The organism is Cellulosimicrobium sp. SH8 (assembly GCF_025818875.1).
GTDB classification, from domain to species: domain Bacteria; phylum Actinomycetota; class Actinomycetes; order Actinomycetales; family Cellulomonadaceae; genus Cellulosimicrobium; species Cellulosimicrobium cellulans_D.
The window spans coordinates 43,328-63,207 of record NZ_JAMXMH010000013.1; the positions used below are offsets into that span (position 1 = coordinate 43,328).

Annotated in this window: 16 protein-coding genes and 1 tRNA gene; 12 read left to right on the plus strand and 5 right to left on the minus strand. The window is 72.5% G+C overall.

What is annotated here, in order from left to right:
- Nucleotides 1-65 precede the first annotated feature (65 nt).
- The 4 genes from NF338_RS17665 to NF338_RS17680 are packed head-to-tail and all read right to left on the minus strand — an operon-like array spanning nt 66 to nt 3,943.
- On the minus strand, nt 66-737 hold the full coding sequence (locus NF338_RS17665) for a response regulator (protein WP_264031984.1): 672 nt from the start codon (nt 735-737) through the stop codon (nt 66-68).
- Complete coding sequence (locus NF338_RS17670) at nt 734-2,071, minus strand: sensor histidine kinase (RefSeq protein WP_264031985.1); 1,338 nt, start codon at nt 2,069-2,071, stop codon at nt 734-736. Before NF338_RS17670 ends, NF338_RS17665 begins: the two co-directional genes overlap by 4 nt.
- Nucleotides 2,058-2,930 (minus strand): ABC transporter permease, encoded by an 873-nt coding sequence (locus NF338_RS17675; RefSeq protein ID WP_264031986.1) that lies wholly within the window; start codon nt 2,928-2,930, stop codon nt 2,058-2,060. Before NF338_RS17675 ends, NF338_RS17670 begins: the two co-directional genes overlap by 14 nt.
- Nucleotides 2,927-3,943: an ABC transporter ATP-binding protein gene (locus NF338_RS17680; protein ID WP_264031987.1), complete on the minus strand. Its 1,017-nt coding sequence runs from the start codon at nt 3,941-3,943 to the stop codon at nt 2,927-2,929. The genes NF338_RS17675 and NF338_RS17680 overlap by 4 nt, the downstream gene beginning before the upstream one ends.
- 206 nt (nt 3,944-4,149) lie before the next feature.
- Here NF338_RS17680 and NF338_RS17685 point away from each other — a divergent pair.
- The 5 genes from NF338_RS17685 (at nt 4,150) to rplA (ending at nt 6,987) form a co-directional block, all read left to right on the plus strand.
- A tRNA-Trp gene (locus tag NF338_RS17685) sits at nt 4,150-4,222 on the plus strand.
- 106 nt (nt 4,223-4,328) lie between these two features.
- Nucleotides 4,329-4,610 (plus strand): preprotein translocase subunit SecE, encoded by a 282-nt coding sequence (secE, locus tag NF338_RS17690; RefSeq protein ID WP_082141381.1) that lies wholly within the window; start codon nt 4,329-4,331, stop codon nt 4,608-4,610.
- A gap of 117 nt (nt 4,611-4,727) precedes the next feature.
- On the plus strand, nt 4,728-5,573 hold the full coding sequence (gene nusG, locus NF338_RS17695) for a transcription termination/antitermination protein NusG (protein WP_264031988.1): 846 nt from the start codon (nt 4,728-4,730) through the stop codon (nt 5,571-5,573).
- 109 nt (nt 5,574-5,682) lie between these two features.
- Nucleotides 5,683-6,114, plus strand: coding sequence for a 50S ribosomal protein L11 (gene rplK / locus NF338_RS17700; protein ID WP_087471300.1), 432 nt, complete (start codon nt 5,683-5,685; stop codon nt 6,112-6,114).
- Nucleotides 6,115-6,270: 156 nt separating this feature from the next.
- Nucleotides 6,271-6,987, plus strand: coding sequence for a 50S ribosomal protein L1 (gene rplA, locus NF338_RS17705; RefSeq protein WP_264031989.1), 717 nt, complete (start codon nt 6,271-6,273; stop codon nt 6,985-6,987).
- Between the two features lie 101 nt (nt 6,988-7,088).
- Here the strand turns inward: rplA and NF338_RS17710 are convergent, their stop codons facing one another.
- Complete coding sequence (locus NF338_RS17710) at nt 7,089-8,375, minus strand: glycosyl hydrolase family 18 protein (RefSeq protein ID WP_264031990.1); 1,287 nt, start codon at nt 8,373-8,375, stop codon at nt 7,089-7,091.
- A 453-nt stretch (nt 8,376-8,828) separates the two neighbouring features.
- On the opposite strand from NF338_RS17710, the gene NF338_RS17715 reads away from it, so the two are divergent.
- From NF338_RS17715 to rpoB, 7 genes are all read left to right on the plus strand, one after another.
- The gene (locus NF338_RS17715; RefSeq protein ID WP_047233802.1) at nt 8,829-9,464 is read left to right on the plus strand and encodes an RNA polymerase sigma factor; all 636 of its coding nucleotides are present in this window, start codon (nt 8,829-8,831) and stop codon (nt 9,462-9,464) included.
- The gene (locus NF338_RS17720; RefSeq protein WP_087471302.1) at nt 9,461-9,958 is read left to right on the plus strand and encodes a carboxypeptidase regulatory-like domain-containing protein; all 498 of its coding nucleotides are present in this window, start codon (nt 9,461-9,463) and stop codon (nt 9,956-9,958) included. The genes NF338_RS17715 and NF338_RS17720 overlap by 4 nt, the downstream gene beginning before the upstream one ends.
- A 145-nt stretch (nt 9,959-10,103) precedes the next feature.
- Entirely contained in the window at nt 10,104-11,891 is a 1,788-nt protein-coding gene (locus NF338_RS17725; RefSeq protein ID WP_264031991.1) for a S8/S53 family peptidase, read from the plus strand.
- An 8-nt stretch (nt 11,892-11,899) separates the two neighbouring features.
- Entirely contained in the window at nt 11,900-14,467 is a 2,568-nt protein-coding gene (locus tag NF338_RS17730; RefSeq protein WP_264031992.1) for a CHAT domain-containing protein, read from the plus strand.
- A gap of 288 nt (nt 14,468-14,755) precedes the next feature.
- Nucleotides 14,756-15,286 carry a 50S ribosomal protein L10 gene (rplJ, locus tag NF338_RS17735; protein WP_087471305.1) on the plus strand — a complete coding sequence of 177 codons (531 nt, stop codon included), beginning with the start codon at nt 14,756-14,758 and terminating at the stop codon, nt 15,284-15,286.
- 114 nt (nt 15,287-15,400) lie between these two features.
- Nucleotides 15,401-15,790, plus strand: coding sequence for a 50S ribosomal protein L7/L12 (gene rplL, locus NF338_RS17740; protein WP_264031994.1), 390 nt, complete (start codon nt 15,401-15,403; stop codon nt 15,788-15,790).
- A 512-nt stretch (nt 15,791-16,302) separates the two neighbouring features.
- Nucleotides 16,303-19,815 carry a DNA-directed RNA polymerase subunit beta gene (gene rpoB / locus NF338_RS17745; protein ID WP_087471307.1) on the plus strand — a complete coding sequence of 1,171 codons (3,513 nt, stop codon included), beginning with the start codon at nt 16,303-16,305 and terminating at the stop codon, nt 19,813-19,815.
- Nucleotides 19,816-19,880 lie beyond the last annotated feature (65 nt).

The following is a 19,880-nucleotide window of genomic DNA, read 5'->3' on the forward strand; positions in this document are numbered from 1 at the left end:
GGGCACGGGCCGGGTCCCGACGGCGGCCCGCCCCCTGTGCGGTCCCCGTCACGCCGGACGTCGGGTCACGTCCCGGTGAGGAACCCGCGCTGCATGGCGACCGTCACCGCGGCGGTCCGGTCGTCCACGCCGAGCTTGGCGAACGCGCGGAGCAGATGGGTCTTCACCGTCGCCTCCGCGATGAACAGCTCGCTCCCGACGGCCGCGTTCGACAGCCCGCGCGCGACGAGACGCAGCACCTCGATCTCGCGGCCCGTGAGCCGGTCCGCCCCGCGGACCGACGTGACGAGCCGGGTCGCGACGCTCGGCGCGAGGACCGTCTGCCCGCGCGCCGCAGCGCGCACCCCTGCGACGAGCTCGTCGCGCGGCGTGTCCTTGAGCAGGTAGCCGGTCGCCCCCGCCTCGACCGCGCGCAGGATGTCCGCGTCGGTCTCGTAGGTCGTGAGCACGACGACGCGCGGGGCGCCCGCCGCGCCGCCGCGCCCGGCACCCCGGCCGGGCGCGCCGACGATGGCCGCCGTCGCGCCGACCCCGTCGAGCACGGGCATGCGCAGGTCCATCAGCACGACGTCGGGCGCCAGCTCGCCCGCGAGCGCGACCGCCTGCTCGCCGTCGCCCGCCTCGCCGACGACCTCCAGGTCGGGCTCGGCGGCCAGCATGCCGATGATGCCCGAGCGCACGACCGGGTGGTCGTCCACGACGAGCACCCGGACGACGTCGTTCCCGGCCGGGCTCATCGGGCGCCTCCCGCCCGCGTCGTCGCCCGCGTGCCGGTGGACGGTCCGTCCGGCGACGCACCGGCGGGCAGGCGGACCGCGACGCGCGTCCCGCCGCCGGGGGCCGGCCCCACCTCGAGGCTCCCGCCCTCCGCGGCCACGCGCTCCCGCATGCCCCGCAGGCCGTAACCCTCGGTGAAGCCGGACGCGTCGGCGGGAAGGCCGCGCCCGTCGTCGGTCACCTCGAGCACCGTCCCCGCGTGGTCCTGCCGGAGGTCGACGCGCACGGCCGCCGCGTCCGCGTGGCGCCGGACGTTCGTGAGCGCCTCCTGGGCGGACCGCAGCAGCACGACGTCGTCGGCGCTCGACAGACGCGGGGCCTCTGGCGCCGCGAGCTCGACGCGTGTCCCGGTCTCCTCCGCGAACCGGTCCGCGAGCCGGCGCAGTGCCTCGCTGAGCGTGCCGCCCTGGAGCGGGGCGGGGGCGGAGGCGGCGACGAGGGCGCGGGCCTCCGCGAGGTTGTCCCGCGCCGTCGACTCCACGAGGGCCAGGCGCTCGCGCGCCGCGTCCGGGGCGTCCCGGTCGAGGTCGGCGCTCGCGGCCTGGGCGAGCATCACCACGCTCGTGAACCCCTGGGCGAGCGTGTCGTGGATCTCCTGGGCGACGCGCTCGCGCTCGGCGAGCACCCCCGCCTCGTGGGAGGCCCGGCCGAGCTCGGCCTGCGTCGCGCGCAGCTCGTCCACGAGGCGCGCGTGCCGCTCGGCTTGCCGCATCGTGTGCGCCGTCCACAGCCCGAGGCTGATCGAGAACGCCAGCGCGACGCCCATCTGCGGGGCCGTGCTGGCGAGCGCCTCAGGAACAACACGGCCCGTCGCGGGGTCCAACGCGAGCGCGAGGGCCGTCCCGGCCGCGAGCACGGCGCTCAGCACCACCTGGGCCCAGACGTGCTCGGAGAGCATCCAGATCTGGGTGAACACCGCGAACAGCAGGAGAGTGCCGAGGGTGTCCTGCGCGACGACGACGACCGTGCACGCGATCGCGACGACCAGATACAGGTGGGCGGTCAGCTGGTCGCGCGACCGTGCGGCCCGTCGGCCCCAGCCGACGTACCCGAGGACGATCGTCCCGAGCGCCGCGAGCGACACCGCCAGCGCCGTCCCGCGGACGAAGGCGGTGAGCAGCGCGAGCGCGCTGAGCGCGACGATGACGTAGAACGCCACGTCCCACCAGCGCACGTCGCGCTCCCACGTGCCGTCGAGCTGGGCGGTCGCGGCGCCGGCGGCCGCGTCGTCCGCGCCCCCCGCGACCGTCCCCGCGACCGTCCCGCTCGTCGACGGCGTCTCAGCCGTCGTCACGGCGCCGCCACCGGAACGACCGCGCACCCACCACGAGCCCCACGACCAGCCATGCGACCAGTACAGCAGCGGTCGCGCCGTGCTGCCACGACCCCGACGGCTCGAGCGCCGCCGCCTGCTCCGGGAGGAACACCGAGCGCATGCCCTGCGCCATCCACTTGAGGGGGAACAGCGACGCGACGGTCTGCATCCAGGACGGCAGCGCGAAGAACGCGAAGAACACGCCCGAGATGAACTGCAGCACGAGCACGACGGGCGTGACGACCGCCGTCGCGGACCTGCCCGAGCGCGGCAGCGACGAGAACGCCACCCCGCACACCGCGCCGGTGGCGCACCCGAGCACGAACACCCACGCGAACGTCGCGAGGCGCGCGCCGCCGTCGGGCATCTCCCACGGCATGGGGACGTCGTAGACCGTCGCGGCGAGCAGGAGGAGCAGCCCGGTCTGCACGACCGACGTCAGCAGGACGAGCCCGATCTTGCCGTAGAAGTACGCGGACGGCGGCAGCGGGGTGGAGCGCAGCCGCTTGAGCGAGCCGTCGTCGCGCTCGACGGCGATCGAGATCGCGAGCGACTGGAAGCTCGTGAGCATGACGCCCGTCGCGATCATGCCGGGCAGGAAGTACTGCGCGAACGGCACGGAGTAGTCGGCCGTGGACTGGTCCTCGCCGCCGAACACGGTCGCGAAGATCGCGAGCATGAGGAGCGGGTACGTGAAGATGAAGATCACGGCGTCGCGCTCGCGGAAGAACGCGTGCAGCTCGGCGCGGGTGCGCTCGATCCCCAGCCGGCCGGCGCCGGGCAGGGCGGCGGGCCGGGCGGAGCGCGTGGGCCGGGCGGCGGTCGGGGCGGTGGTCACGGGCGGGCCTCCTCGGGGACGACGGCGGTCGTGCCGTCGGGCGTGGGGTCCTCGGCGGGTGCGTCGAGGGGACCGGGTGCGGCTGTGCGGGCCGGCGCGGCGGCGGGCGCCGTGGCCGGCTCGCCGATGAGCTCGAGATAGACGTCCTCCAGGCTCGGGCGGGTCACCGCGAGGCCGGGGACCTCGCCGTCGGGTCCGGCGTACCGCGCGGCGAGGGACGCGACGAGCGCGGTGGGGGAGTCGGTGCGCTCCGACCGCCAGGCGCCGTCGTCGAGCCAGCGGACCTCCGGCCGGCGCGCCTCGGGGCCGCCGAGGCGGTCGGGCGCGTCGAGCGCGACGACCCGGCCCGCGCGCACGACGGCCGCACGGTCGGCCAGGTGCGCGGCCTCGTCCAGGTAGTGCGTGGTGAGCAGGATCGTCGTGCCGTCCTCCCGCAGCGAGCGGACCAGCGCCCAGAACGCGCGGCGCGCCTGCGGGTCGAACCCGGTCGTCGGCTCGTCGAGGAACAGCAGCTCCGGGCGACCCACGATGCCGAGCGCGACGTCCAGACGCCGCCGCTGGCCGCCGGAGAGCTGGCGCGTGCGGGTCCGGGCCTTTTCCCGCAGCCCGACGGCGTCGATCACCTCGTCCGGGTCGCGCGGCGCCGGGTAGAACGTCGCGAAGTGCCGGACGATCTCGGCGACCGTGAGCTCGGCCTGGTCGCGCGAGTCCTGGAGCACGACGCCGATGCGCGAGCGCCAGGCGCGGCCCGCGGTCTGGGGGTCCTCCCCGAGCACGCGGACCTCGCCGGCGTCGCGGCGCCGGAAGCCCTCGAGGATCTCGACGGTCGTCGTCTTGCCGGCGCCGTTCGGTCCGAGGACGGCGAAGATCTCGCCGCGCTCGACCCGCAGGTCGACGCCGTCGACCGCCTGCTTGGCGCCGTAGCTCTTGCGCAGGCCGCGCACGTCGACGGCCGGGCCGCTCGGTCCGGGGCCGGCGGCGCGGGAGCCGGTGGGGAGGGGTGTCGTCGTCATGGGACCAGCCTGTCGGCGGAGCCCCGCCGCCCGCGACGGCCGTTCGTCCGGACCTCGTGTCCACCGATCGGTGGACGGCGGTTCGACCAGGGGCCTCGCGTCGCGTACAGTGATCCCTCGGTGGTAGACGCCCGCCACGCTGGTCCGCGCCCGAGACACGTGTTTCGTCCCGGGGCCGGGGGCTCGTACGGCGTCGTCGAGCACGAAGGGTAGTGGCGCAATTGGTAGCGCAGCGGTCTCCAAAACCGCAGGTTGCAGGTTCGAGTCCTGTCTACCCTGCACGGCGTGGCTCTCGTGGGACCTTCCCGGGAACCGCGCGCGGCCCGGCACCGGGTCGCACCGAGGGTTCGAGCAGGTCCCGTACGTGAGCGATGGGGAAGAACGAGTGAGCGAATCGCCGTCAGAGGCCGTGGGTGCAGGCGGCGCACGCGCCGACGAGGTGAAGAAGAAGGGCGGTCCGTCCGCGGACAAGAAGCCCAACATCTTCGCGCGCATCGCCCTTTTCGTGCGCCAGGTGGTCGCCGAGCTCCGCAAGGTCGTCACGCCGACGCGCTCGGAGCTCATCACCTACACGACGGTGGTCCTGGTCTTCGTGGTCGTGGTCATGGCCTTCGTGACCGTGCTCGACCTCGGGATCGGCAAGGCCGTCATGTGGGTCTTCGGCTAGCGAGCGCACCTCCGCCCGGTCACGCCGGGCCCCACCACGGCAGCCGGCGCCCCTCGGGGCGCCGTCGGCGCTTCCAGAAGAAGTCATCGAGCAGTTCGTCAGAAAGCAGGTTCGTTCGTGTCCCAGGAGTCGCTGGACCAGACGGAGAACGTCGACCCGACGCAGCCCGAGGGTGCCCAGGACGACGTCGAGGAGACCACGGACGTCCCGGCGGTCGACGAGGCTGACGAGACGTTCGAGGACGCGTCGGACGAGGACGTCTCGGACGACGAGTCGGACGAGGACGAGGACGCGTCTGAGGGCGAGGCGGACGAGGACGCGTCGGACGACGAGCGCCCGGTCGACGAGGACGGCGACGTCATCGAGGACCCGGTCGCGGAGTTCAAGCGCACGCTGCGCACGCAGCTCGGCGACTGGTACGTCATCCACTCCTACGCGGGCTACGAGAACCGTGTGAAGGCCAACCTGGAGAACCGCATCCAGAGCCTGAACATGGAGGACTACATCTTCCAGATCGAGGTCCCCATGGAGGAGGTGGCCGAGATCAAGAACGCGCAGAAGAAGATCGTCCGACGTGTGCGCATCCCCGGCTACGTCCTCGTCCGCATGGACCTCACCGACGAGTCGTGGGGCGCCGTGCGCCACACCCCCGGTGTCACCGGCTTCGTCGGCCACACCCACCAGCCCGTGCCGCTGACGCTCGACGAGGTCTTCTCGATGCTCGCGCCGATGCTGGCCCCCGCCCCGGAGCCCGGCAAGCCCGCCCAGGCCGCCGCGAAGGCTCCCGTCGAGGTCGACTTCACGGTCGGCGAGTCGGTCACCGTCACGGACGGCCCGTTCGACACGCTGCCCGCCACGATCTCCGAGATCAACGTCGAGAACCAGAAGCTCAAGGTCCTCGTCTCCATCTTCGGCCGGGAGACCCCGGTCGAGCTCTCGTTCAACCAGGTCGCCAAGATCTGACGCGCGGGCGGCCCTCGCCGCCCCCGCGTGAGCGCGGTACTTCAGGAAACACTGCAACCGGGTCATCGCCCACGGCGTCGGTCCACGAGAAGAAGGACAGGGAAGAGTCATGCCTCCCAAGAAGAAGGTCTCCGGCCTCATCAAGCTCCAGATCCAGGCCGGTGCGGCGACGCCCGCCCCGCCGATCGGCCCCGCGCTCGGTCAGCACGGCGTGAACATCATGGAGTTCTGCAAGGCCTACAACGCGGCGACCGAGTCGCAGCGCGGCAACGTCATCCCCGTGGAGATCACGGTCTACGAGGACCGTTCGTTCACGTTCGTGACGAAGACCCCGCCGGCCGCGGAGCTCATCAAGAAGGCCGCGGGCGTCCAGAAGGGCTCGGCCACGCCGCACACCGTCAAGGTCGCGAAGATCACGGCCGACCAGGTGCGCGAGATCGCCCAGTCCAAGCTCGAGGACCTCAACGCGAACGACCTCGACGCCGCGTCGAAGATCATCGCGGGCACGGCCCGCTCGATGGGCATCACCGTCGAGGGCTGACGCCCTCCCCGCCGACCCCTGGATCGTTCCCCACGATCACGACCTCCCGGGGAGCGATCCGGGGTTCGGCACACCAAGAACGTCCGTCCACGACCGTGGACGGCAGTGGCAGGGTCCGCGCGGACCCGCTGACCACGACTGCAGAAGGAGAAGCAGATGGCAACGCGCAGCAAGGCGTACCGCAACGCCGAGGAGAAGATCGACCGCGAGCGTCTCTACACGCCGCTCGAGGCGGTCCGTCTCGCCAAGGAGACGTCGACCGTGAAGTACGACGCGACCGTCGAGGTCGTGTTCCGCCTGGGTGTCGACCCGCGCAAGGCGGACCAGATGGTCCGCGGCACGGTCAACCTGCCGAACGGCACGGGCAAGACGGCCCGCGTCATCGTCTTCGCGAACGCGGCGAAGGCCGAGGAGGCCCGTGCGGCCGGTGCCGACGAGGTCGGCGGCGACGACCTCATCGAGAAGGTCGCCGGTGGCTACACCGACTTCGACGCCGCCGTGGCGACGCCGGACCTCATGGGCAAGGTCGGCCGCCTGGGCAAGGTGCTCGGTCCCCGTGGCCTCATGCCGAACCCGAAGACCGGCACCGTGACGATGGACGTGGCGAAGGCCGTGTCCGACATCAAGGGCGGCAAGATCGAGTTCCGCGTCGACAAGCACTCGAACCTGCACTTCATCATCGGCAAGGTCTCGTTCGACGAGAAGGCGCTCGTGGAGAACTACGCGGCCGCGATCGAAGAGGTCCTGCGTCTCAAGCCGTCGTCCTCGAAGGGCCGGTACATCACCAAGGCCACGCTGACGACGACGATGGGCCCCGGCATCCCGCTGGACCAGTCCAAGACGACGAAGCTGCTCGAGGACGACGCGGCCTGACGGCAGTCCTCCCCGCGGGTGGTTCCCCACCCGCACCACGCACGACGGCGCGGCACCCTGCGAGGGTGCCGCGCCGTCGTCGTCTCACGAGGACGGTCGGGTCAGCAGGCGCCGAGGTCCTTCCAGACGCCCCACTGCCCGCTCTGCGTCGGGTTCTCGTTCGTCGTCCACCACTTCGCCTCGTAGGTGCGGCCCTGGAGCGAGACGCGGTTGCCGCCGGTGTACACGGCCGAGGCGGACCACGCCGGGGCGGTGCAGGTGCCCGGGTCGGTGGGGTCCGTCGGGTCGGTCGGGTCCGTGGGGTCCGTGGGGTCGGTCGGGTCGGTCGGCGTGGTCGGGCCGCTGGCGAGGCGCGAGCCGATGACGGACGCGACCTGGTAGCCGTTCGTCTTGTCCCAGTTGATCGACCACGTCATGACGCCGCCGATCTTGCCGTACGGCGTCGCGGGCTTGAACGACCCGCAGCCGGTGCCGACCTCGAGGCAGTCGACGGCCTTCACGACGTTGGCGAGCGGCTGGTAGCCGCCGCCGGCGGCCTTCTGGACGGCGGGCACGCCGATGCCGACCTGGTCGGGGCGCAGGCCCATCTCGAGCTGGATGCAGGACAACGCGGTGAGGAAGTCGACCGTGCCCTGCGAGTAGACCTGCTGGTTGCAGCCCATCATCGAGCCCGAGTTGTAGTACTGGGTGTTGACGATCGTGAGGATGTCCTTGATCGCCAGGGTGAGCTGGTAGTACCCCATGCTCGTCGCCTGGTAGTCGATCGTCTGCGGCGCCATCGTGAGGACGAGGTTCGGGCCGACCTTCGCGGAGAGCTGGTGCAGCGCGCTCGACATGTAGGTCGCGTTGATGCCGTGCTCGAGGTCGATGTCGACGCCGTCGAAGCCGTACTCCTGCATGAGCCCGTACGCGGTGTCGGCGAAGTTCTTGGCCTCCGTCGCGTTGGAGACGATGACGTTGCCCTTCTCGCCGCCGACGGAGAGCACGACCTTGCGGCCCTGCGACCGGATCGTCGCGATGTCGGCCTTGAACTGCGCCTCCGTGTAGCCGCCCAGCTCCGCGCTGGAGAGGTTGAACGTGATGCCGCCCGGCGTGCCGGTCAGGTTGTCGGCGAAGGCGATCGCGACGAGGTTGTACGCCTGCGGGATCTCCGACAGGCGCATCGTCACCGAGCCGTTGTCGAAGTTGTGCCAGTAGCCGGTGAGCCACTGGGTGCTGCCCGCGGACGCGGCGGCGGGTGCGGCGACGGCCGGCGCGGGCGCCGCGGTCGCGGGCGCGGCGGCGAGGGCGCCGCCCGCGGCGACGGTCGCGGTGGCGACGACGGTGGCGAGGGCGCGCAACGCGCGCCCGGTGCGGCCGCGCGTGCGGCCGGAGAGGACTGTTCTCACGGAAGTGCTCCTCGTGCTCGGGCGGGCCGCGACGTCGCGCCCCGCCGGTCCGCACCCGCGGTGGGTGCAGGGGTCGTCTGCACGCTAGGAGCCCACGCCGCGCCGTGGCATGAGGGATTCCCCGGCAGTTCCCGGGCCTCGCATACGGGGGAACACCTAGACGGCGACACGGCCGGGCGGCGATCCTGAGCCCGTGGGCGGCGTCGCGCAGACCCGTGGGCGACGGATGTATCAGACGGGCGACCCGTCCCTCTTGTCCGGGTGGAGGAGTGTCGGCCCGACGCTCCGACTCGCGTGTCGAAGGAGCGAGATGGGACGCAGCCGCACGAGCCAGGAGGGGTGTGACCAGTGACGATGGTTGTCGACCCCACCGGCCCGGCCCTAGAATCAGGCGCTTCCGGGGACCCCCCGCTGATGCCTGACCGGACGAGCGCGCCGAGGACGGTGCCCCCCATGACGAGAACGACCGACGAGGTGGCCGACACCGACGAACCGGGCCTGAGCCTGGGGGACCGGGGTGCGTTCGCGCTCCTCGAGTACCGGGACGGTCGCCCCCACGCCCTCGGCGAGTTCGTCCGCGAGGCGACGCCGCTGCTGTGGCACACGGTGCGGGCCCAGGGCGTCGAGCGCGAGCAGGCCGACGACATCGTCCAGACCGTGTGGGTCGCGCTCGTACGCAACGCGATGACGATCAAGGAGCCGCACGCCGTCCTGAAGTGGCTGCTCATCACGGCCAAGCGCGCCGCGTGGGAGGCCGTGCGCAAGCACCGCGACGAGGCCAAGCGCCGCACCGAGCTCCCCGACGACACCGACGAGGGCGTCCCGGAGCTGCCCTCGGGCGACCCGACGCCGGACGTCGAGGTGCTCCGCAACGAGCGCGACCGCACGCTGTGGGCCGCGCTGGACCAGCTGCCGGACCGCTGCCGGCGGCTCCTGCGGCTCGTGTCGCTCGCCGACCGACCCGACTACAAGGCCATCTCGGCCGCGATCGGCATGCCCGTCGGGAGCATCGGCTCCACGCGCGGCCGCTGCCTCGCCAAGCTGCGCGACATCATCGACGACCAGGGGGAATCGTGGGAAGCATCATGAGCACCGAGCCGACGCACAGCCCCGACGAGCCGCTCGACGCCGTCGACCTCGCGCTGCTCGCGGAGCTGGCGCGCATCGCCGAGGAGATCGACCCCGTGCCCGACGGCCTCGTGGAGCGGTCGCTGTTCGCGATCACCCTCGCCGGGCTCGAGGCCGAGGTCATGGAGCTGGAGTACGTCCAGGTCCCCGAGATGTCCGTGCGGGGCGACGCGCCACCCGTCGAGGCGCGCACCATCACGTTCACGTCCGAGTCCGTCACGGTCATGATCTCGCTGTCGGCGACCGACGACGGGCACATCCGCATCGACGGCTGGGCCGCCCCGGCGACGGCGCTGCGCGTCGAGCTGCACCGGCCGGGCTCCGTGAGCGAGACCACGAGCGACGACGACGGCCGCTTCGTCTTCGACGCCGTCGACCGCGGCCCGGCGAGCCTCGTCGTGCGCCGTGCCGACGGCGCCGGCGGCGCCGTGAGCACCCCGGTCGTCGAGCTGTAGCCCTCGTCGCGCCGCGGGCGATCCCTCGCTCGCGGCACGACGACGTCCTGCACCCATCCCTCTCCGCGCACCCGTGCGCGCGCCGCTGCCCGTCGACGTCGACGCCCGCGGCACCGACTGAACGCCATCCCTCGAGGAGGAGCACGTGAGCGAGACCCCCGAACCCCCCGTCGACGTGACCGGCCCCGGCTACTACGGCGACAGGCCGAACCGGCTCCAGTGGCGCACGCGCACGATCGACCCGGTCAGCGCACCGCGCCGCGCGGGGAAGCAGTCCCCGCACCCGACGTGGTACGTCGGCGACCGCATCCTCATCCCCGAGTCGCCGTTCGACCGCGAGGGCAACCGCTCGCTCCGGTGGCTCGAGCGCGCGGCGGCCGACCGCGGGCTGCGGGTCGAGGTGCAGGAGGAGAGCATCGAGGACGCCGAGCTCGTGCGCGAGGCCGACCTCGACCCCGAGACGACGCGCGACCTGCTCAAGACCTTCGGCTACTCCGTGCGTCTGCACTACCGCGACGACCGCCAGGGCGCGCTCCCCGACGCCTGGGGACTGATCGAGGAGCTGCGGGGGCGGCTGTGCCCCGACGACGGGTACAGCCCGCGGCTGGCCCTGGACCACATGATCGCGCCGACGCCGTTCATCGGCGGCCAGCCCTACACCCAGCCGTTCCCGTACACGCAGCCGCTGCCGTACACGCAGCCGCTGCCGTACACGCAGCCGCTGCCGTACACGCAGCCGCTGCCGTACACGCAGTCGCTCGGTGCGGGGACCGCGGAGTACGCCGTGCCGGGATCCGGCGGACGGACACCGGTGAGCTGGATCGGCCCGGTGCCGCGGCGCAGGCTTCCCGCTGGCGCGAACCCCTACGTCTCGGGCGACGGGGTGCGGCGTCCTGTCGTCGCGGTGCTCGACACCGGCGTGGGCGAGCACCCGTGGTTCGACGACGACCTGGAGACGCGGGGGACGATCGTCGTGCGCGATCCGGAGCTCCTCGGGCAGCCGCTCTCCACCCTCCCCCCGACGGAGTACCCGTACGAGGATCCCGAGATCGGAGGCGTCTCGGTCTCGCCGCTCACCGGGCCGCTCGACGCGGTGGCCGGGCACGGGACCTTCATCGCGGGCCTCCTCCACCAGCTGTGCCCGGACGCCGTCATCCTCGCCCCGCGTCTCTACGGAGGGTCGGGGGTCGTCCCCGAGCGGGAGCTCCTCCGCTCGCTGCGGAGGCTGCTGCTCTGGCACGTCCTCGGGCTGACGGGCCGCGACGGCTACGCGCCGATCGACGTCCTGGTGCTCTCGCTCGGCTACTACCACGAGCGTCCCGAGGACGCAGACTTCGACGCCCCGTTCGGAGCGCTCATCCGAGCACTCCGTCGCTACGGGGTCATCGTCGTCGTCTCGTCGGGCAACGACGGGCAGACCCGGCCGACCTACCCGGCCGCGTTCGCCCCGCGCATCGACCGGAAGGTGAGCCCGCCCGTCCCGTTCGACGGGGTCGCTCTCCCCGAGGACGAGCCGCCGGTGCTCGCCGTAGGAGCCCAGAACCCGGACGGGACGGTGTCGCTCTTCAGCAACGACGGTCCGTGGATCACGTGCACCCGGCCCGGTGCCTCGTTGGTCTCGACCATCCCGCGGACCATCGACGGCGCTGTCGCGCCGTCCCGGCACGTGCGCGAGCTGTGGGGCCCGGGCTTCCGCGCGACGATCGACCCTGAGGGCTTCCAGGGCGGGTTCGCCACGTGGAGCGGGACGTCCTTCGCCGCACCTGTGCTCGCCGGTGAGCTGGCGGCCACGCTGCTCGACCGCATCGCCGACGATCCGACCGCGCCCGGTGTGGTGGACCCGGGCCGGGGTACGCCCGAGCGCTGCGCCTGGCTGTGGCCGTCCATTACCCTGGCGACGGGTCTGGTCCCGACCCCGGGTGACGACGCATGAGGTGATGAGTGGTCAGCAACCAGGCGGTGCTCGAGTCCCGCCTGGCGGCCGCACAGGCGACGAACGCCCGTGGGCGCCACCGGCGCGCTATCCGTGCCTTCGAGGAGATCGTCGCCGAGGTCGAGGCGCAGGGGGACGGGGCGACTCGCGAGGCCGTGTACGTGGCCGCCCGGGCAGGCATGAGTCGCGCCGTCGCGGAGTTCGAGCTGTCCGGTTCGCTGGACGACGCCCTCGGGCGGCTCGCGCTCCTCGAGGAGCGTGGGGCCGCCCTGGGCATGTACGACCTGCGGTTCGTCGTGCGCGCCCAGCGCGGGCTCCTCCGGCTGCGGACGGGCGACGTGCGGGAGGCGCTCGTCGAGATGGAGGAGGCGGCCACGGGCGTCGACGACGCGCGACCGCTCGACGCCGCGGTGCTCATGCTGAACCTCGGGTCGCTGCGCCTCGAGCTCGGCGACGCCGAGGGAGCGAGCCGTGACCTGGACGACGCCGTGCGCCGGGGCGTCGCGCTCGGGGACGACCTCCTCGTCTCCAAGGCGCGCCACAACCTCGGGTACGCGGAGTACCTCCGTGGCGATCTCCCCGTCGCGCTGCGTGCGATGGACGAGGCTGCCGAGCAAGCGCCGGACCGGCACGCCGCCGTCGGCCTGATCGACCGCGCGCAGGTCCTGCTCGACGCCGGGCTGCTGACCGAGGCCGACGACGCGCTGCGCGAGGCTCGCGAGCACCTCTCGCGCTACCGCATGCTGCGCGACCTCGCCGAGGTCGAGCTGGTGCGGTCGCGCGTCGTGCTCGGCCTGCGCCGGTACGCCGACGCCCGTCGCCTGGCCCGGTCGGCGTCGCGCCGGTTCGACCGGCTGGGGAACACCCCGTGGATGCTGCGCGCCCGCGTCGCCGAGCTGCAGGCGGCGCTCACGGAGCACCGGTCGGACGGCGTGACGCCGACGACGGCACGGCGGCACGCCGGCTGGGCGCTCGCCCTCGCGCGCGAGGGCGAGGCGCTCGGCGGAGCCGCCGGCCTCGGCGTGACGATCCCGGCCCAGCTCCTCGCCGCCGAGTGGCTCGTGACCGCGGGGGACGTGCCCGCCGCCCAGGACGTCCTGGCGCAGGTTCCCGGGCGGCTCGACCGCGCCCCGCTGCCCGTGCGGCTGCAGTACGAGGCCGTGCTCGCCCAGCTCGCGTTCGCGGCCGGTGACCGTCGCGGCGGCGTGCGGGCCGTGCGGCGCGGCCAGTCGGCCCTCGCCGAGCACCGCGCGCGGCTCGGCTCCGTGGACGCGGTGACGGCGTCAGCCGTGCACGGGGTCCGGCTCGGCAACGTGGACGTGGCGGCGGCGCTGCGGACGCGGCGTCCGGGGACGATCTTCGACGCGGTCGAGCGGGGTCGCGCGGCGTTCGCGGGCACCGGCCGCGTGCGCCCTCCGTCGGACCCGGTCCTCGCGGACCTCCTCGCCGCGGCGCGCCGCGAGGTCGAGGCCGCCCGCGCGCTCGGTGCCCCCTCGGACCCCTCGCACCTCGCCCGCCGTCAGGACCACCTGAGGTCTGCGCGTCGGCTGCAGGACGACGCGCGGCGCCGCGCCTGGCAGCACGGGGGAGAGGCCGCCACCCCGCTGGCCACGACGGAGCGCCGGCTCCGGGCCGCGCTCGCCGCGGCGGGCTCCGACGCCGTGGTCGCCGACCTCGTGGTCGAGGGCGACGAGGTCCTCGCCGTCCGCGTGTCCGCGGCGGGGACGCGGCTCGTGCGGCTCGCGCCGCGCGCGACGGTCGCGGAGCGCGTGCGCCGCGCGCGGGCCGACTTCGCGGTCCTCTCGAACGTGCTCATCCCCGTCCCGATGCGGGAGGCGGCGGTCGCGTCGCTCACGCGCACCCTGACCGCGCTCGACGACGCGCTCGTCGTCCCTCTGGAGGCCGACGGCGACCTGCACCTCGCCGCGCGCGACCTCCTGCTCGCGCTCCCGTGGGCCTCTCTGCCGTCACGGCGCGGGCGACGGACGTGGGCGAACTCGTGGGTGGACCTGCGGGTCGGAGACCCGACGCGGCGTGCCGACGAGGCGCTCGTCGTCGCGGGCCCCGGGCTGCGGTTCTCGGGTGCGGAGGCCAAGCTCGTCGCGTCGGTCTGGGAGGGCTCCGAGGCCCTCGCGGGCGAGGACGCCACGTGCGAGGCGGTGGTCGAGGGGCTCCGGACCGCCGGCGTGGTCCATCTCGCGGCGCACGGGACGCACGAGACCGACAACCCGCTCTTCTCCTCGCTACGGCTCGCCGACGGGCCGATGTTCGCGCACGAGCTCGACGGCATCGACCTGCACGGCGTGGTCGTCGTCCTGTCGGCGTGCGAGGTCGGGCTCTCGACGCCGCGCATCGGCGGCGAGTCGCTCGGCCTGACGAGCGTCCTCCTGCGGCTCGGCGCGCGCGCCGTGGTCGCGAGCGTCGCCCCGCTGCGCGACGACGTCGCCGCGCGCGTCATGCCGTCGCTCCACGCGGAGCTGCGCGACGGCGCCATGCCGGGGGCGGCGCTCGCCCGCGCGGTCGCCGACGAGCCCGAGCCCGTCCCGCTCGTGTGCTTCGGGCCGCTGGTGCTCTGACCGCGCGGGGGAGCGCCCCGACGTGGCGGCCGCGGTTTGGAGCACACGCCGTCGTCCCGTACGATGAGCGTGTACCCAAGACCGCCGGTCGTCCGACGCTGCTCGCAGACTCCGTCTGCAGGGACGTGACGGATCGAAGTCCCACCACGAGGTGGAGGCCAGCGCAGGTAGCGAATCGACGACGTCCGCCCGGCCCCGCCGTGCGTGCGACCACGAGCCCCGCGCCTGCGCGGGGCTCTTTCTCGTTCCGGGACGGACGCCGGTGGTACCACCACCGGAAGGATTGCCATGGCGAGGCCGGACAAGGCAGCCGCAGTCGCCGAGATCTCGGAGAAGCTCCGCGACTCGAACGCTGCCGTGCTGACCGAGTACCGCGGGCTCACCGTCGCGCAGCTCAAGCAGCTGCGTCGGTCGCTCAGCGGCAACGCAACCTACGCCGTGGTGAAGAACACGCTGACCGCTATCGCGGCCAAGGAGGCCGGTGTCGAGGGACTCGACGCCGACCTGCAGGGCCCGTCGGCAATCGCCTTCGTCACCGGGGACCCGGTCGAGGCTGCCAAGGGTCTGCGTGACTTCGCCAAGGCGAACCCCGCGCTGGTCATCAAGGGCGGTGTCCTCGACGGGCGCCCCCTGACCGCCGCGGAGGTCACGAAGCTCGCGGACCTCGAGTCCCGCGAGGTCCTGCTGGCCAAGGCGGCCGGCGCGATGAAGGCCAAGCTCTTCCAGGCTGCCTACGTCTTCACCGCGAACACCGCCCAGGCCGCCCGCGTCATCGATGCCCTGCGTCAGAAGCAGGAATCGGAGGGCGCTGCCGCCTGATCCCGTGCCCGGGGCGCGCCCCGGACTCGTGATCCACGCAGCGCAAGCACACACCCCGCTTCTGGCAGGCCCGCACCGGGCCGCTGCCGAGCACCGACCGAAAGGAACGCCATCATGGCGAAGCTCAGCACCGACGAGCTCATTGCGCAGTTCAAGGACCTCACCCTCATCGAGCTCAACGAGTTCGTGAAGGCCTTCGAGGAGACCTTCGAGGTCACCGCGGCCGCCCCCGTCGCCGCTGCTGCCCCGGCTGCCGCCGGTGGCGGTGCCGCCGCCGAGGAGGCCGAGGAGAAGTCGGAGTTCGACGTCATCCTCGAGGCTGCCGGCGACAAGAAGATCCAGGTCATCAAGGAGGTGCGCGCCCTCACGTCCCTCGGTCTCAAGGAGGCCAAGGACCTCGTCGACGGCGCCCCCAAGCCCGTCCTGGAGGCTGTCGCGAAGGACGCCGCGGACAAGGCGAAGGCTGCCCTCGAGGGCGCCGGCGCCACGGTCACCGTCAAGTGATCTCGCCGGTCCCGTCCTGACGGGACCGGTCAGCACGCCGCACGAGGCCCGCACCCCGCCCGGGGTGCGGGCCTCGTCGTCGCTCTCGCCGCACGGCCGCACGGCGCGCGTGGGAGCGTGGGCGCGGGACGTCGTCGGGCACCCGGGCGGGCGCACCGGCTTCACGGAACGGCCACGAGTGTGCCACCATGTGCGGGTCGACGACGCAGGACAGCGAGGTCGACGGCAGCAGGTTCGCGACCCGCGAGACGGGTCGGTGGCGGGCGACGAGGCCCGCACGAGTACCGGTGGGGCGCCCAGGCGTCCGGTACCGGGCGGGGTCGCACGCCCCGGGGTTGTGTTGCGATGCGTTGTGGGCTATGCTCACGCTTTGCGCTGTCCTGTGCCCCCGATCTCAAATACCCCCGACCCCCTCGTCGACGTACGTGCGCGTCCGCGAGGTGTCGTGGCGGCGGTGATCGTGTCCAGCCCGGCGGTGCAGCGTTCTTTCGATCTGCAGGGAAGGACCCCTCTTGGCTGCCTCGCGCACCCCTTCTGCTCCGACCGCCGACGCCATCGCGAACCGCACCGCATCGCGTCGCCTCTCCTTCGCCAAGATCTACGAGCCCCTCGAGGTCCCCGACCTGCTGGGCCTCCAGACCGAGAGCTTCGACTGGCTCCTCGGCAACGAGGCGTGGCAGGCGCGTGTCGCCGCCGCGGCCGCGGCCGGCCGCCAGGACGTGCCCTCGACGTCGGGTCTCGAGGAGATCTTCGAGGAGATCTCCCCGATCGAGGACTTCGGCTCCTCGATGTCGCTGTCGTTCTCCAACCACCGTTTCGAGCCGCCCAAGTACACGGCCGACGAGTGCAAGGAGAAGGACTTCACGTACGCCGCGCCGCTCTTCGTCACCGCGGAGTTCGTCAACTACAACACCGGTGAGATCAAGAGCCAGACGGTCTTCATGGGCGACTTCCCGCTCATGACCGAGCGCGGCACCTTCATCATCAACGGCACCGAGCGCGTCGTCGTCTCCCAGCTCGTCCGCTCGCCCGGCGTCTACTTCGAGCGCACGGCCGACAAGACGAGCGACAAGGACATCTTCTCCGCGAAGATCATCCCCTCGCGCGGCGCCTGGCTCGAGTTCGAGATCGACAAGCGCGACGCCGTCGGCGTGCGCGTCGACCGCAAGCGCAAGCAGTCCGTCACGGTGCTGCTCAAGGCGCTCGGCCTCACCGAGTCGGAGATCCGCGAGCAGTTCGCCGACTTCCCGTCGGTGCTGGACACGCTCGAGAAGGACCACGTCCACACCCAGGACGAGGCCCTCGTCGACCTGTACCGCAAGATCCGCCCGGGCGAGCCGCCGACGGTCGAGGCCGGCCGCGCGCTGCTCGAGAACTTCTACTTCAACCCGAAGCGCTACGACATGGCGAAGGTCGGTCGCTACAAGGCGAACAAGAAGCTCGGCATCGACGCGCCGCTCACCGACTCGACGCTCTCCGTCTCGGACGTCGTCGCGACGATCAAGTACCTCGCGGCCCTGCACGCCGACCACGCCAGCATCCCGGGCACCCGGAACGGCGAGGCCGTCGAGGTGCGCGTCGAGACCGACGACATCGACCACTTCGGCAACCGTCGCATCCGCGCCGTCGGCGAGCTCATCCAGAACCAGGTCCGCACGGGCCTGTCCCGGATGGAGCGCGTCGTGCGCGAGCGCATGACGACGCAGGACGTCGAGGCGATCACGCCGCAGACGCTCATCAACATCCGCCCGGTCGTGGCGTCCATCCGCGAGTTCTTCGGCACGTCGCAGCTCTCGCAGTTCATGGACCAGAACAACCCGCTCGCGGGCCTGACGCACAAGCGTCGCCTCTCGGCCCTCGGCCCGGGTGGTCTGTCGCGCGACCGCGCCGGCATGGAGGTCCGTGACGTCCACCCGTCGCACTACGGCCGCATGTGCCCCATCGAGACCCCTGAAGGCCCGAACATCGGCCTGATCGGCTCGCTCGCGTCGTACGGGCGGATCAACCCGTTCGGCTTCATCGAGACGCCGTACCGCAAGGTGACGGCGGGCAAGGTGACCGACGAGGTCGTCTACCTCACGGCCGACGACGAGGACCGCCACGTCATCGCCCAGGCGAACCAGGTGCTCAACGTCGACGGCTCCTTCGCGGACGAGCGCGTGCTCGTGCGCACCAAGGGCGGCGAGGTCGAGATCGTGCCCGGCGCGCAGGTCGACTACATGGACGTCTCGCCGCGCCAGATGGTGTCGGTCGCGACGGCGCTCATCCCGTTCCTCGAGCACGACGACGCGAACCGCGCCCTCATGGGTGCGAACATGCAGCGCCAGGCCGTGCCGCTCGTCCGTTCCGAGGCCCCGCTCGTCGGGACCGGCATGGAGTGGCGCGCGGCGGTCGACGCGGGCGACGTCGTCGTCGCGTCGAAGCCCGGTGTCGTCACCGAGGTCTCGGCCGACCTCGTGCTCGTCGCGAACGACGACGGCACGACCGGCAGCTACCGCATCGCGAAGTTCCGCCGCTCCAACCAGGGCACGAGCTACAACCAGCGCGTGCTCGTCGACGAGGGCCAGCGCATCGAGCCCGGCTCCGTCCTCGCGGACGGCCCGGCGACGGACGAGGGCGAGCTCGCGCTCGGCCGCAACCTGCTCGTGGCGTTCATGTCGTGGGAGGGCCACAACTACGAGGACGCGATCATCCTCAGCCAGCGTCTCGTGCAGGACGACGTGCTCTCCTCGATCCACATCGAGGAGCACGAGGTCGACGCGCGCGACACCAAGCTCGGCCCCGAGGAGATCACGCGGGACATCCCGAACGTCTCCGAGGACGTCCTCGCGGACCTCGACGAGCGCGGCATCATCCGCATCGGCGCCGAGGTCGGCGCGGGCGACGTCCTGGTCGGCAAGGTCACCCCGAAGGGCGAGACCGAGCTGACCCCGGAGGAGCGCCTGCTGCGCGCGATCTTCGGCGAGAAGGCGCGCGAGGTGCGCGACACGTCCCTCAAGGTGCCCCACGGCGAGTCCGGCACGGTCATCGGCGTGCGCGAGTTCAACCGCGAGGACGGCGACGAGCTGCCCGCGGGCGTGAACCAGCTCGTGCGCGTCTACATCGCGCAGCGCCGCAAGATCACGGACGGCGACAAGCTCGCCGGCCGCCACGGCAACAAGGGCGTCATCTCCAAGATCCTGCCCGTCGAGGACATGCCGTTCCTCGCGGACGGGACGCCGGTCGACGTCGTCCTCAACCCGCTGGGCGTGCCCGGTCGTATGAACGTCGGCCAGGTCCTCGAGACGCACCTCGGGTGGGTCGCGAAGCAGGGCTGGGACATCTCGCTCGCCGAGGGCAAGGACCTCTCCTGGAAGGAGAACGTCCCCGAGATCGCGGCGTCGTCCGTGCCCGGCCGGCCCGTCGCCACCCCGGTGTTCGACGGCCTCCACGAGGACGCGCTGACCGGTCTGCTCTCGTCGACGATCCCCAACCGCGACGGCGTGCGGACGGTTGGCGGCGACGGCAAGGCCCGCCTGTTCGACGGCCGCTCCGGCGAGCCGTTCCCGGAGCCGGTGGCCGTGGGCTACATGTACATCCTCAAGCTCCACCACCTGGTCGACGACAAGATCCACGCGCGCTCGACGGGCCCGTACTCGATGATCACGCAGCAGCCGCTGGGTGGTAAGGCGCAGTTCGGTGGTCAGCGCTTCGGCGAGATGGAGGTGTGGGCCCTCGAGGCGTACGGCGCGGCCTACACGCTGCAGGAGCTCCTCACCATCAAGTCCGACGACGTCCCCGGCCGCGTCAAGGTGTACGAGGCCATCGTCAAGGGCGAGAACATCCCCGACTCGGGCATCCCGGAGTCCTTCAAGGTCCTCCTCAAGGAGATGCAGTCGCTGTGCCTGAACGTCGAGGTGCTCTCGAGCGACGGCGTGTCCATCGAGATGCGGGAGTCGGACGACGACGTGTACCGCGCAGCAGAAGAGCTCGGCATCGACCTGTCGCGCCGCCCCAACGCGGCGTCCAGCATCGACGAGATCTGATCTCGGGCAGGCGGGAGCGGGTCACCCCGCTCCCGCCGACGACCCCGCACCAACCGTCTTTATGG

Bases quoted from the DNA above. Each gene is read 5' to 3' on its own strand.
- NF338_RS17665 (WP_264031984.1), bottom strand. From the start codon at position 737: ATGAGCCCGGCCGGGAACGACGTCGTCCGGGTGCTCGTCGTGGACGAC.
- NF338_RS17680 (WP_264031987.1), bottom strand. From the start codon at position 3,943: ATGACGACGACACCCCTCCCCACCGGCTCCCGCGCCGCCGGCCCCGGA.
- rplK (WP_087471300.1), top strand. From the start codon at position 5,683: ATGCCTCCCAAGAAGAAGGTCTCCGGCCTCATCAAGCTCCAGATCCAG.
- rplA (WP_264031989.1), top strand. From the start codon at position 6,271: ATGGCAACGCGCAGCAAGGCGTACCGCAACGCCGAGGAGAAGATCGAC.
- NF338_RS17715 (WP_047233802.1), top strand. From the start codon at position 8,829: ATGACGAGAACGACCGACGAGGTGGCCGACACCGACGAACCGGGCCTG.
- NF338_RS17720 (WP_087471302.1), top strand. From the start codon at position 9,461: ATGAGCACCGAGCCGACGCACAGCCCCGACGAGCCGCTCGACGCCGTC.
- rplJ (WP_087471305.1), top strand. From the start codon at position 14,756: ATGGCGAGGCCGGACAAGGCAGCCGCAGTCGCCGAGATCTCGGAGAAG.
- rplL (WP_264031994.1), top strand. From the start codon at position 15,401: ATGGCGAAGCTCAGCACCGACGAGCTCATTGCGCAGTTCAAGGACCTC.